Below are 13,821 nucleotides of genomic sequence, written 5' to 3'. Positions count from 1 at the left end.
GTAAACAATTTCAAGCTATAAACTGTAAATTATCAATACCATTACAGACATCCTTAAAACTTTAAGGTTTAGCGATCGCCTAATTTATGAAAAATACAGCTCATACAGTTACTTTTATATTACATTGCAAATATCTATGTAACATGTAAAGATGCCAGCGCTCATTGCTATATTTGGGGGTGGGGAGTATGGGAAGCATGGGGAGAAGGGGGAGGTTGAGAGATTGAAAGCGAGAAAGTGTGGATAGAATTATAAACATATACTGTATAACCGGATTCTATATAAAACTAGAAATATTAACGATAAATCCTATCGGTCGCAATGAAGGTAATGCTTTGCAGGTGCGTAAGTCCTATAAGAATTAACTACCATTTGCAAACTGCTAATTCCCCATTACTAATTACTAAAATTTAACCGGAAGCGAGGGAAGAGAATTTGTAGCTAAATTCAGAGAGAAGGATATTGGAAGTCTCCAAATTACCATCCTCTAATTCTGCTGAAATATTCATAGAGGAATTTGGCTATGCGAAATAGAAGTGAAACTATTAGCGATATTATCGATAAACGTCGTCCCCTTGCTCAGAAAATTGAACGCACAGAGGAAAATTTGAGGGAACTTACCTCCGCACTACACGCTCTCGAATCTCAACGCAATCAATTAATTACACAAATAGAAGACCGGAAAATTCAAGGTAGACTGGCGGAAATTGATTTTCTGGTGCTACATCTGAAAATTGCTACAGAGTTAGAAGCGTTGGCAAAACTGAAGGTGCGTTTTTCCCGCGATACATTGAATATTGGGGTAGTTGGTCGTGCTAGACAAGGAAAAAGTCGTCTTTTGCAAAGTTTAACGGGGTTGACCACAACAGAAATTCCCGACGGCGATCGCCAACATTGTACGGGTGTTCGTAGCATGATTCGTCATAACCCTAATGTTACGACTTTCGGTGAGGTTTATTTTCATTCGGAGCGGTCGTTTATTGATGATGTCATTGCCCCCTATGATGAAAAGCTACATCTGGGTGCTAAACCTAATAATTTAGTCGAATTTGCTTCTAAACCTTTGCCACCATTGCCAGAAAATTTGCCTGGATACGCTGCACCGGGTGCGATGTATGAACATTTGAATCGATATCATACTAATATTGATAAATATGTGGGATTATTAAATTCTCCACCCAAGCGTATTTCTAGTAATGAAATTCGGGAATATGTGGCTCAAGATACTGCTGATGGTCAACGGATATTTTTTAATTATTTAGCAGTTAAAGAAGTGAAAATTACCTGCCCTTTTCCTAATACTGATGTTGGGCAAATAGCTTTAGTTGATATGCCTGGATTAGGTGATACTGGTGTGGGAGATGAAACACGATTAATTCAGACATTAAGTCAGGATATTGATGCTGTTTTATTTGTGAGAATGCCCAGTGCCAAAGGTGACTATTGGGCAGATGTTGATGTCCGACTTTATGACACAGCTAGGGCGGCAATTGTAGATTTGCCTTTAGATTTGTGGTCTTTTATGATTCTGAATCAAACTAATGCTAATTCGGCAAATGGTGATAATTTCAATAATTGCCAAGATTTGGCTGACGATCTTGATAAAAAACATCTGAATTTAGTGGATTGTATTATTGCTAATTGTGCTGATGTGGAAGTAGCTAATCTGAAAATATTAGATACTGTTTTGAATTATTTAGCTACTAAAATTCAGAGCTTAGACCGACAATATGCTGCTTCTTGTCAAGAGCGGATGGTGGAGTTACAAAAAATTGTAGAGGTAGAAATAGAAAAGGCGCGTCAGGCTTTAGCAAGTCCTACTGCAAATCAAAATGAAATGGGAGTTTTTCTACCTTTATATAATCAGTTGATGAGTAATTTATCGGTGGGTTTAATGGAATTGCTGGATAATTTTAAGCAGCAACGTTATCTGGTAGATGAAGATTTTTTTAAACCTCAAGTAGAGGTAGCAATTCAAAGTTGTAGGGAAGATCAGGGAATTCCTAGTTTACAAGAGATTAAGGTTAGACATCGGGAAAAGGGTTCTTGGGAAATTGTTTATGCTGAATATTTACATAAAATTAGGACTCATTTAACTCGACATTTTAATTCCTTAGATAATGGGTTAAAACAATTAATTGATGATGCCAAGTATCAAATAACTCAAATATTAACCGAACAAGGAAAATTGGGAGGTTTAACTACTGCTAGGGGAGCCGAATTTTTGCAAGTTATTGCCCAGAATAAAGTGTCTGAGTTACAACCTAATTTACGCAGAGCTTTCCAAAATTTATGGAATTTTGAAATGTCTTATGAGGTAAATTTTCATTACCGAATTAGACAACACTTAGATGACTTAACTCCTGACGATACTTCCCTCCGGTTATCTGCTAAACCCACCGCTGAAGAAGTGCTAGAAAATTTAGAACAATTGCACCAAGAAACAGTTTATAAATGTCAAGAAGCCTTAGCAGATTTATCATCAGAACCAAAATTAGCCGTATTTGCTGCAGTAGAAGAATTTGTCGATCAAGTATTGCGTGGAGAAGAAATAAAAAATGAATGGCCTGTATTTTTATATGAGGTGCGATCGCCTGTTTGGCCTGCTTATTTTAAACCCATGGGAGAGGGTTCAGATTCACTTAAAGAATGGCAAAGGTTAGTAGATATAGTTGGTAAGGCTAATCAATTAGAATTTCTACAATTTATTAATTAATAGTTAGGGAATAGGAGATAGAAAGAGGTTTTGGGGGATATTATATAGGATTAATCTCAATATTTTATAGCAATGGCAGTGGGAGCATCTTGCTCCCGTAGGTAAGCGAGACGTTTATAGCGCTGTGCGCAGGCAACAGGCAACAGGCAACAGCTCCGGAAGGGGGAATAAAAGACCGATAATACAAGACTTTTAGCTATTGGACACCTCTTGTAATTTGTAAATATGCCAGCGCACATTGCTATAGATGATCACTTATCTATTAAGTGTAAGTAGGCAGACTAATATTACAGCATATTCCATGATGAATATATCCATAGCGGTCAAGATGCCCGCACTACAAACATCCGATCATTAATATCTAGACATCTCCGATAATTAAAAATTAAATCAATTATTATCCATAAATTATCAATTACTCCCCTCCTGGGAGGGGGAGGGGCGAGGGGTGGGTTCCCTATTCCCTCTCCCCTCTTTTGAAGGATATGTCTTCTGTACTTCAGATACGAGCGAATTTGCTGTAACTTTTTGAACTATTAACTACTCTTCAAATTGACAATAAAATCAAGGAATTATGATTACTATGAATGAACTAAAAATCACACTTCTAGGTCCTAGCGCCGTTGGTAAAACTAGCCTATTAACTTCAATGTACGAACAATTTAAAAGAATAAGTTTTCAGGCTAACCTCCAACTAATTCCAGAAGCAGAAAGTCATGCTATTCTCAAAAAACGCCTCAAAGAATTAAAAAGTCTCACAGAAACTTTTAAAGTCCAACCAGGAGCAGGTATTCCCGGTTCTTCAGAAGTTCGTTCTTTTATTTTTGACTTAGCTGAACAGGATAAAAAGCCATTTTTAAGACTGAATTTTTATGACTATCCAGGAGGTTATATTTCTGATAAAGCTAGTCCTAACGAGAGAAAATTTGTCAGGGAATTAATGAATGATGCTGCTGCGGTTGTAATTGCTATTGATACGCCAGCATTAATGATGTCTAAGGGAAAATTTAATGAATATGTGAATAAACCAAAGCAAATAACAGCCATGTTTAAAGAAGCTTATAAAGATATTCGAGAACCTCGCTTAGTAATATTTGCTCCAGTTAAATGCGAGATGGAAATGACAAAAGGAGAGAGAGCAGCCAAACAATTATTAGAAAGAATCAAAAAGGAATATGCCGACTTGCTTAATTTCTTATCCTCTCCACCATTAAATTCTCAAGTTGCCATTGCCATTACTCCAGTACAAACTTTGGGTTGTGTAATTTGTACAACCATTGAAGAACCAAGAAATAATTATTTACCTACTTTTGGATTTAGAAAAATTAGTCGCAATGCTGAATATAATCCCGTGGATAATGACCAACCTTTACGTTACTTATTACGGTTTTTGTTGAAAATGCACCATGAAGGACGTACCCCTAAATTTTTACAAGCTGTTGTTAGTTGGATTGGTTTAGATGCTCATATTAAAAATGCTTTGACTCAGTTTTCTAAGGGTTGTAAAAATACTGCGGGTTTTGTCGTACTTCAGGGCAGAGATTTATTATAATTTATAGTTGTTGATATTAGAGTGCTTTAAAAATTTAAGTTATTGATTTATAAATTTCATCAAATCCTATTAATACCATCGTGTATTACCTTTACTAATGCACCCTACTATCTAATACCAATTTGATAAATGTTTGTTACAAATGGTAGAAGTTAAGAAAGAAGGAAGAAGGGTTCAACAATTAATAATTAATAATTAATTAACAATTACCTCCCCTTGAAAAGAAGAGGATTGACTCAAAGGAAAATTTTTGCTTATCTTGGTCCATTGGATATGGCGTTAGCGGAGCGGCTCTGCAAGATAGGGTATCCTCGCTATCCCACCCTTCGGGAAGCTGCGAAGATCGACCGCTTGTTTATCCTTTAAAGGAGAGGCTTTAAACCTTAATTATTCGGTGAATTTTGAAAAAAAGGGAAAAATGATAGATATAACTATCTCAAATGAACTGGAGAAGCTATTTTTAAGCATATCCAATCAAAATCCACTTTTTATAGCATTCTTTTTTGAAATTGGTATAAGGCTAAAATGGATTTATCGGTAGTCCCAATATTTGATGAATGGCTGGAAAAAGTCGATCTTAAAGGTTATAAAAAAAAGTGATTAAAAGAAAAAAATGAGTGATTTAGAAATCGAATTGGTTGTAGTAGTTGCTCCCTATCAAGGCAAATTTTATTACTTTAGAAGTGACAGAGAATTATGGATACTTGATACGAATAAGTGGCGTGATGAATTCATAAATTATGGTCACAAAGTACCAGATTCTAAAGACTCAGATAGATTTGGGATTCATATAGTAAATGAAAAGACTGCTGGGAAATTTCTTGATTATATGTCAGAGTTTAAAGTAAATAAAGATGTATTAAGCATAGAGCTAGCAAGACGTTACACATCAGCCATCTCCTGGTGGGATGTTCAAGATTTATTCCCGATTATGTTTGTAGATTTTGACAATTGCAAAGTAGGATAATTTTATCCTGAAGGTACTCCAATGGAGCATTATGTTCCTAATGACTGGATAGGAAAATTCATTGACTTTGCAACTGAATATCCCGAAGAAATTTTTCCGACAGAAGAAAAGTTTTGGGTGAAAGGAGATTCAAACTTACTTAAGATATTAATTAAGAAAGGTGCAAGTAATAAAGAAGTTTTCGGAAGTTGAAGATCGATAAAAATAAGCAAGTAAGCAGTTATTACTGTCCTATTTGAGGAAAATTTCATCTAACAAACATACGATCACCAGTCCCAAATATAAATATCTATTTTATTCATTGTTTTTATTGGTAAAATTATTAAAATTTAAAAAGGAGATTTATATGGAAATATATATTGAAAGTAGAGGCTTTTCTCAAGATGATGATTATCGTTGGCTAAAAGTTACTGAAGAGACTCAAGCTAGAATAGATAAACAAAATTTGCCCACCATAATTCAGGAAGCAAATCAATTAATTGATAGTGAATCTGCTTCAGTAGTTTTGAGCCGAAAAAATAATAGTTTACTGTGTTTATTAACAGGTATAGAACCTACAGAGCGAGTTGATTTTGCCGACCGTCAAATTCGGATTTCTATAGCTTGGGTAATTTCAGATTCTCCAGATAATGAAAGAACTTTACGAATGTTAGCTGCTATGGCTTTAAATACAGAAGAAAGACAACATTTCACAGTAGAAATTAGTCAAGCTGTAAGTTTAGGAGGAGAGCTTGGTTTTCAAGTTGATTTTCAGCATCTACAAAAATTAACTAATACTGAACAAGCTAAAAAAATACTCCAAGATAAGTTGCCAAATACCACTAATAAAATTGCCGAAACTTCACCCCAACGTCAACAGGAATTAGCTGTGGAATTGAAAGAATATCGCTTGCCAACTCAACAGAGTTTAATTGTAGTTGTAACCGGAATAAAAAAAGAGCAAACTTTAATTGATGCTGATATTTGGCGTGGTTTATCTAGTTTAGTCTTATCTTCAGATTGGCAGATTGTTAACCGTACCTTGCCAGACAAAAATATTGCCAATAAATTATCAAAATACTTCAATAACTTGATGATTATTATTGGAGTTATTAGTGCAGTCTCTTTATTAGCTAAGACTTTACATTTTTTCTAACTTATATCATGTCCGGTAGCATCGGTATTGTAAGCGCGAAGGTAAGGAAGACCGAAGTTGGAAGAGGGAAGAGGAAGGAAGGCTATTGAGCAAGAAAAAAACTTAAATCTGTAGATATTCACCCTTGGGTTTATACAAACGATTGCCTTCGGATATGAGGACATGATATTAATAGTAGACTTCGACCTGAGTTTCTCTAACTTTAATCATTAGAGTTGTTGGGAAATAAAAATTCAAAAGCCTCAAAAGTTTACTATATAAGCTTTTGAGCATTTGAGGCTTAAAAAACACTATAAACTTTGACTAATAAGGGTTTTAGCCATTTTTTTAGCTTAATTCCCAACAACTCTATTATTTAAAAAAGTATAGCAATACGTTTTTTTTAGTTATACCATCTCTCCATAAAGTTGCACTTAATATTAAAAATGAAAATAGTCAGTGTAATAAAGTCTGAGCAACAATTATTAAGCGCATTTTTACAGAGAAATGGTATTAGGACAATAAATGCTTGAAAGGCAGTAGAAAAAAGAGAAAAGGGATGTCCTAACTTTTCTGTTTCTAATTACTTTTGCAGCAGCTATATCATGATTTATTTTATATCCACAACTACTACAATTATGTTTTCTATGCAAACAGAAAGTTTTTTCTTCTTGATATGACCACATTTAGGGTATTCTAACGCGCACCAAGCAGGTTGAAAAATACTCGCTCTACACCCCCAGCACCCCATCCTGACAAGGGTAGGTTTTTCATCATCGACAGTATAACGCGAGTGTAGTCCGAAAAGAGGATGCGGGTCTTGCGTGAAGTTTGCAGCATAGGGTCAGACCAGACCCTGTACTCTCCACCCTCCCTCCCCTGTTTGGAGTTAGCGATCGCTACTGAGTAGTCCCATCATACTGTATCAGCCACTTTTGCAAGAGGTTTACGATCTAATCTATCTAAAATTTCCAACATTTCCCGTTCAAAGGCCACACTAGCGCGATTAGTTTTACCCCCAATATAAACCCGCTCACTTTCTTGCCAAGCCCAAATTTGCGAGTGAGAAACATAACTCATCAACACACTCAACATCAATAAACCAAAACCTAAATAAACAATAGGAATTCCAGGGTCAGCTTTTATTTGTAAACCCGTGCTACCTATAATCTTGTCAACAAATAGCGTTATCCCATTAACTTCTGTAGACATTCCTTCCCGCACACTAGCAACTAATTTACCAGTAGCATCGTAAATTAATACAGTTCCTTGTAAATCTCTTGCCAGTAGAGATACACCCTCACTCAAATCTGGTTTAGTCGGAATCCAAGTTCCCCAAATTCTGCCCCCTCCCGCCGTATTTAATTTGGCCATTGGTAACTCAAAAACAGGACTTCTATTAACTCTGACTTGAACTGCAGCGATCGCCCAATCTGCCTGATACATTGTCACCCCATGATATCTCATAGGTTGATTTACAAATATAGTTTTCCTATCGACTTCAGAGCCATTTTTATCTAATACTGATAGATCTGAATAAAACTGGTCAATTGCTCCTTCTGGAGTATAGTCAATCCAGAAACGATTTACCCGGACTAACCAATCTTGAGGAATTTGTGATTCGGCAAAAATTCCGGCATCCACAATATTTTTAATTTGAAAAGTTTCTCCACTCGGCACTATTTCTTGACCGATAAATCCAGTCATTGAACCAACTATTGACCCTGCTAAAATAATCAACATACTAGCGTGAACTATTATCGGGCCAATTTTGCCAATAATTCCTTTTCGCCCATAAAGTTTATCTCCTTCTTGAAATACCTGATAACCACGTTGCTGTAATATTTTTTCTAGGGAATCTAGGGAAGCTTTTTCTATTTCTGTGCTTAATGCTAAGTTCTCAAATTGTTGTTTCTTATTATAGAATTTCCAGCGATTAGCAGACTTTAGAGCTGGCATTTGTCGCGTAAAAGTACAAGCTGTTAAACTTGCTCCAAACAAAACTAATATTGATAAAAACCACCAAGTACGATAGACATGGTCTAACTCTAATAACAAAATTACTTTCCAAGTCAAAAATCCAAATAATGCTGGTTTTTCTGGATAATTTTCCTGATAAAAATTTATTGATTCACCTTGCTCTATAACTGTCCCAGAAATACTGCTTATAGCAATTACTAATAGTAGAGCGATCGCTAACCGTAAATCAGCCAATAATGGCAATATTTCTCTTCTAAATATTTTGAGAGGATTGAACGTCCAGCCTAATCCTGAATCTTTAGTATCCATTAATTTAATTCCTATCAGATTTTATATTTTTTCATCGTAGTGTACCAATAGTAATATTCCCTCGAAAAAGTCAAGTGCAGCAATCCTAAATCATTCGTCATAACGGTACTTTGAGATTTTTGATACCGAAAATGGCTTTAAATCCAGTATTAGCAAGGGAAATACCTGAAAAAGGTAAAAATAGCTGTTTGTGTAGGATGACCGAGGAAAACCTAGTAGCTCGTCCAGACTAAAATTGTGGGTAAATACAGGCCGATAATATTGAATTTACTGCCTTCTGCCGCAATTGCTTTACCCACATTTTAAAGCTAGACACGCTACTAGATATATCTAAAAAATAGTTTTTCAAGGTAAAACCATTACTGTATAAACTTTTGAGCATATTTTTCACCTATTTTGACTGTTTTTTATTCGTCGCCTCAACCATAAATTACTACTATCTATCAGACTACTTTTTTTAACTAGCTATCAGCTAGCCTCCGTAGGAGAAACTGCGTTAACAGCTTTTAGCAGCTCCGGGTAAAAATCCCCAGCTTCTTATCAGCCGGATGGCCCTCGGAGGATTTGAAATCTCCTTTCCATTCCGGAATACTCCACAAACAAGGGGGTCTCAAAAAAAATCTGCTGATTGCTGATTGCTGACCGCTGACTGCTTCTTTAAGTAACTGGTACTATTCTAAATAACAGTGAAAATACACCAAAACCAACTAATAAAATACCACTAGCAGGTGTAATCCAACTAGACCATTTTCGCAGTTCTAAAAATTTTTTAATATTAGCTATAAAAGTACCTGCTAATATCAAAGGAGTTACATAACCAAGGGCATAAAATAACAATAAAATTCCTCCTAAAACCAAATCTCCAGTTGTAGAAACCCAAGCTAATAATGTTGCTAATACGGGAGTGCTGCAGGGAGATGCGACCAAACCAAATGTTAAACCTAATAAATATGAACGTATTCCTTTAGGTAAATCTTGAGAAATCCATCCCATACTGTCAAAAGAAGGCATAGGTAATGGCAATGCTTCTAGTAAATTCAGACCCATTAAAATAGCAACTATACTAACAATAATTGGCAATCCTATACCTACTTGACCATATACTTTTCCCAGTAATGATGCTAGAATTCCCAAACCAGCAAGAGTTGTGGCTAATCCTAAAGAAAACCAAGTAGATTGAACAGCAGCTTGGAGACGACTTTTAGCTTCATATCCGCCAATGTAGCCAATAGTTATTGGTAACATCGAAAGCATACAGGGTGTCAAACTGGTAAGTAAACCAGCTACAAATATAATGATCAAACTGACCCAACTTAGATGTATGAGCTGAGTCTTCACTATGGTATTTGCATATTGAGTAGTTTGGTAAAGTAAAGTCAGAAAGGTTTCCATAGTTATGATTAAATTTAGTAGAAATAAAATATTTACTTCAGTGGCAGAAGTTATAGGATGGCAGAAACTGAAGGTTCTGTGATTAGACACATAGAATTTCTTGCCTTTTTGCCATGAAGGCTGGAATACTGGATATTTTCCACTTCCTGCAAGTGAAGTTCTCTCCCGTTAAATCGGAGATTATAACGGGAAGCTAGCAAGCAAAGATAATTGAACCCAAGTTTTAGAAGTTTTTTGCTTTGCTGGCGTAACGCTAGGCGAACACAGGCTGACAAACGTCTTACGCCTCCACAAGCAGGCAAGATGATACCCATCTCGCTTAAAGCTTTATCCAATATGTTAATTGCTGCATTCTCGTCTCTGTCTAGTACCGTTCCATATTTATAACAAGAATGAGTTCTAACTGATAAAGTCTTAGGTACTTTTTGACCACAATTACTGCAATTAATCGATGTGTTATGAGGGCTAACTTTAACAACATGAACACCGCGTTTTACCGCTACTGCATTCAGTTTTTCAATAAAAGTTCCCCAGGCAACATCATAAATCGATTTTGATAGTTTAGTATTTTTAGCTAAACCTTTAAGATTAAGGTCTTCAACGGCAATTAAGTCATATTGTTTAACTAACTTATAAGCTGTTTTGTAGTGAAAATCTTCTCTTTGTCTAGCAATTTTTTGATATAATCTAGCTATTCTATTCTGTGCCTTTTTCCAGTTATTAGACCCGTTTTGTTTTCTGGGTACTTTACGCTGTTTTCTACCTAAATTAGATTCTACTTTTCTATATAAATTAGGCACAGAAACAGTCTCATCAGTATTAGTAGTTAAGATTTTTTTTAAGCCTACATCAATACCTATAGCAGTCTTAATATTATCTGTAGGAATTAAACCCACCCCTTCAGTTCCCCTCCCTGGAAGGGTTAGGGGAGGGTTATCTTCCCAGCTAAAACTCACATAATAGCCGTCAGCTTTTTTGGTTATAGTTGCAGTTTTGATAACAAACCCATCTGGTATAGGTCTATGAACTATTACAGGAATAGTACCAAACTTACTAATAATGATTTGCTTGCTATCAAACTTAACTACTGCTCTAGGATGATTGACTCTACTGAAACAAAATGACCTTAACTTACCTGATTTTTTGAATCTAGGTCGCCCTCCACTTTTACCTTTCTTTTCAGATATTAACCAACGTTTCCAACCTTTATCTAGTCTTTGCAAGTTAATTTGCTGGACTTCAGAATAGATTTCCTGATAATCTGGAAACAACTTTTTTATCTGTTTAAGTGCTGATTGCTGAAAATAATAATCTGGTAGCTGAGGAATCTCACCAATAGGACATGACACTATCGAACAACGGTCAATTTGACATCTGGTTCTATTCAACCAGTCTAGCCTTTGACCTAGGGCGTAATTCCAATGCCTTCGCAGGTGTTCCAACCAATAATCAATTTTGGCTGACTGTTCAGCAGTGGGGTTGATTTTATAGCAATGAGTCATTTCAGTTATCAGTCATCAGTTATCAGTTATCAGTACCTCTGCAATAAGGAGGCTTGACCTTGGCGAATATGCTCTTCTCTTGGTCGATTAGATATGGCGAGGAGACCTCGCCATCTCTCGACCGCTTTTTTATCCCCTTAAAAGGGGAGGCGCATACCCACAATTTTTCGGTAATTATCATAATTTTTATATTACACTTACCGCAACCCAAAAATTCAATTGAGTAAATTTATAGCTAATCTCAAAACTGTTTCTAGCAGTTTGATCAGGAGAGACTTTGCTGATTACCTGGCAAGATTTTATCGGAAACCTGTACTGTAGAATGGTTCCTATTTTATTGCTAGTTGCGGTCGTGTAACTATTGAGCAATTAAAGTAATATGTCGAACATCAATCGACACCAGTTTAATTTACTGTCGGCAATTCCCCTCACCGTTAAGCTGTCACTATAATGGGAGACCCCTTGCCGAATCAAGCTGGATTAAGATTCAAACCCCAAGCAATTTTTCCTTCTGGCCTCTGCATTTTTCATTGTTAGATTTTAGATTTTTCCCGAATTTAAGATTTTCTCTGGAATTATTTGAAACAAATTAACTCCAAATTAAATCTAGAATACTAGGATGATTTTGAGTTTCAGTATCAGGAGGAGTTAAATGTCTCAATAAATTCAAGAGGTGAGACCTTTTTGAATAAGTATTGACAGCAATATAACCTATGATTATACTAACATAAAAGTTAAATTATAATTATATGGCCACTGTCAAAACTGCAATTTCATTACAAGAGTATCTGTTTGAACAAGCTGAAGCACTAGCAGCAGAAATGAAAATATCTAGAAGTCGTTTAATAGCGATCGCTCTAGAAGAGTTTATTCGTCGGCATCAAAATCGACTATTGCTAGAAAAAATAAATGCTGCTTATGAGGATGTTTCTGATACAGAAGTATCAACATCAATAAGTAGTATTAGTGGACATCATAGGAGTATAATAGAGGACGAGTGCTAATTAATCAAGGTGATATATTCTGGATTGAATTAGATGAACCATCCGGTTCTCAAGCTACTTACAGACATCCTCATGTTGTAATTCAGAACAATGTTTTTAATTTTAGTTTGATTAAGACTGTGGTTGTTTGTAGTTTAAGTTCTAATCTCAAGCTTGCTGCTGTTCCTGGCAATATTGTTTTGGCAGTGGGTGAGGCAAATTTACCAGATAAAATAGTTGTGAATATATCCCAGATTTTCACAGTAGAAAAAGCAAAATTGACAGATAAAATAGGTACTCTTTCACCGGAGAGAGTAGAAAAAATATTAGAGGGAGTGGAACTATTACTTAAACCAACAGAAATGGAATAACGATAAGATTTTTGCCTCTTTTGCTCCTCACCTTAACTTTCTAGTTCTAGAATCAATTATTTGCATCAAAAAATTTGAATTTTTACTATATCTTTCTAAAAAGAAAGCTTAGTCTCCACTACACAATATTATAGTAGGTGACATCCTCTAGACAGCGAATCAAAGATGACGCTGCTCTTCCATGATCGCAATTTAGAATCTTGCTCCCCAGGAAAGTTAAATCTCGACTATTTTTCTATATATTATATCCTCAAAAAAAAGGTTTTAGTGGAATGCTCAAAAAGCGGTGCGACCCCGCGACGACTATAGTCGCAAGGGAACGCGCACCAAGAGATCACAAATTAGCAAGTGCTATTGCTGATTGTGGATTTTATGAATTTAAGCGTCAGCTTATAGAACCCCTGAGCGTATCTTTGGACGCGGTATGTGCTTTTGGCTTCCGTCCTCAGCCTGAGGAAGTTGTGGAAATTCAGGAACGAGAATGGGGAAAAAGCGGATGAGACCCTGCGTCGCCCAATAGCAAACCTGGTAGCTTCCCTTGCAGGTAGAAAAATACTCTCATCTCCCCATCTCCCCATCTCCCCATCTCCTTCTCTATTTTTAAATAGATCCGTTTAGGGGTTCTATATATAAATGTCAGTGGTACGGCGGCAGTGAATTAATTATAGCTGATAGATTTTATCCAAGTTCTCAAATATTTTCAAACTGTGGGCATCAACAGAAAATGCCGTTACACTTGAGAACTGATGAATGTAGTGAATGTGGTTTTTCCTACGTAATGCTTCGCAAACAAGCTGACAGAGATTTTAACCCACATTCCGCACTTCAATTTGAATTACGATAGGTTACAGAAAACCTTGATATTGAATTGAGTAGAATTACTTATGGCGTTTACTAACTGCAAGTCAGATCATAAAGCTAATGATTGCGTTATT

The 13,821-nt window shown here is 36.0% G+C and carries 11 protein-coding genes and 2 pseudogenes; 10 read left to right on the top strand and 3 right to left on the bottom strand.

The features are described 5' to 3' along the window. Positions 1 to 523: 523 nt before the first annotated feature. The 5 genes from F6K27_RS29500 to F6K27_RS29480 all read left to right on the top strand — a co-directional run bounded on the left by F6K27_RS29500 (position 524) and on the right by F6K27_RS29480 (position 6,370). The gene (locus F6K27_RS29500) at positions 524 to 2,716 is read left to right on the top strand and encodes a hypothetical protein (protein ID WP_287279499.1); all 2,193 of its coding nucleotides are present in this window, start codon (positions 524 to 526) and stop codon (positions 2,714 to 2,716) included. A 574-nt stretch (positions 2,717 to 3,290) separates the two neighbouring features. After that, positions 3,291 to 4,268, top strand: a complete 978-nt coding sequence (locus tag F6K27_RS29495) for a hypothetical protein (RefSeq protein WP_287279498.1) — start codon at positions 3,291 to 3,293, stop codon at positions 4,266 to 4,268. A gap of 613 nt (positions 4,269 to 4,881) precedes the next feature. Next, positions 4,882 to 5,235 carry a hypothetical protein gene (locus F6K27_RS29490; RefSeq protein ID WP_287279497.1) on the top strand — a complete coding sequence of 118 codons (354 nt, stop codon included), beginning with the start codon at positions 4,882 to 4,884 and terminating at the stop codon, positions 5,233 to 5,235. A 21-nt stretch (positions 5,236 to 5,256) separates the two neighbouring features. Then, positions 5,257 to 5,427, top strand: coding sequence for a hypothetical protein (locus tag F6K27_RS29485; protein WP_287279496.1), 171 nt, complete (start codon positions 5,257 to 5,259; stop codon positions 5,425 to 5,427). A gap of 154 nt (positions 5,428 to 5,581) precedes the next feature. Further along, positions 5,582 to 6,370: a hypothetical protein gene (locus F6K27_RS29480; protein ID WP_287279495.1), complete on the top strand. Its 789-nt coding sequence runs from the start codon at positions 5,582 to 5,584 to the stop codon at positions 6,368 to 6,370. 894 nt (positions 6,371 to 7,264) lie between these two features. Here F6K27_RS29480 and F6K27_RS29475 read toward each other — a convergent pair. The 3 genes from F6K27_RS29475 to F6K27_RS29465 form a co-directional block, all read right to left on the bottom strand. Beyond that, complete coding sequence (locus F6K27_RS29475; protein WP_287279494.1) at positions 7,265 to 8,638, bottom strand: cytochrome c biogenesis protein; 1,374 nt, start codon at positions 8,636 to 8,638, stop codon at positions 7,265 to 7,267. 657 nt (positions 8,639 to 9,295) lie between these two features. After that, the gene (locus F6K27_RS29470) at positions 9,296 to 10,030 is read right to left on the bottom strand and encodes a cytochrome c biogenesis protein CcdA (RefSeq protein WP_124144964.1); all 735 of its coding nucleotides are present in this window, start codon (positions 10,028 to 10,030) and stop codon (positions 9,296 to 9,298) included. A gap of 50 nt (positions 10,031 to 10,080) precedes the next feature. After that, complete coding sequence (locus F6K27_RS29465) at positions 10,081 to 11,532, bottom strand: transposase (RefSeq protein WP_287279493.1); 1,452 nt, start codon at positions 11,530 to 11,532, stop codon at positions 10,081 to 10,083. Between the two features lie 207 nt (positions 11,533 to 11,739). On the opposite strand from F6K27_RS29465, the pseudogene F6K27_RS29460 reads away from it, so the two are divergent. The 5 genes and pseudogenes from F6K27_RS29460 to F6K27_RS34460 form a co-directional block, all read left to right on the top strand. Further along, positions 11,740 to 11,910, top strand: a pseudogene (locus F6K27_RS29460) (transposase); the annotation flags it as partial. A 371-nt stretch (positions 11,911 to 12,281) separates the two neighbouring features. Then, positions 12,282 to 12,536: a hypothetical protein gene (locus tag F6K27_RS29455; protein WP_124144963.1), complete on the top strand. Its 255-nt coding sequence runs from the start codon at positions 12,282 to 12,284 to the stop codon at positions 12,534 to 12,536. Beyond that, on the top strand, positions 12,530 to 12,886 hold the full coding sequence (locus tag F6K27_RS29450; RefSeq protein WP_124144962.1) for a type II toxin-antitoxin system PemK/MazF family toxin: 357 nt from the start codon (positions 12,530 to 12,532) through the stop codon (positions 12,884 to 12,886). Before F6K27_RS29455 ends, F6K27_RS29450 begins: the two co-directional genes overlap by 7 nt. Before the next feature lie 272 nt (positions 12,887 to 13,158). Then, positions 13,159 to 13,386: a hypothetical protein gene (locus F6K27_RS29445; protein WP_124154675.1), complete on the top strand. Its 228-nt coding sequence runs from the start codon at positions 13,159 to 13,161 to the stop codon at positions 13,384 to 13,386. 128 nt (positions 13,387 to 13,514) lie between these two features. Continuing rightward, a pseudogene (locus F6K27_RS34460) lies at positions 13,515 to 13,730 on the top strand (zinc ribbon domain-containing protein); the annotation flags it as partial. Between the last annotated feature and the right edge of the window lie 91 nt (positions 13,731 to 13,821).

This window comes from Okeania sp. SIO2F5 (assembly GCF_010692685.1).
GTDB classification, from domain to species: domain Bacteria; phylum Cyanobacteriota; class Cyanobacteriia; order Cyanobacteriales; family Microcoleaceae; genus Okeania; species Okeania hirsuta.
Note: the sequence above shows the minus strand (reverse complement) of the source record. Positions and strands in the feature narration are given on the sequence as shown.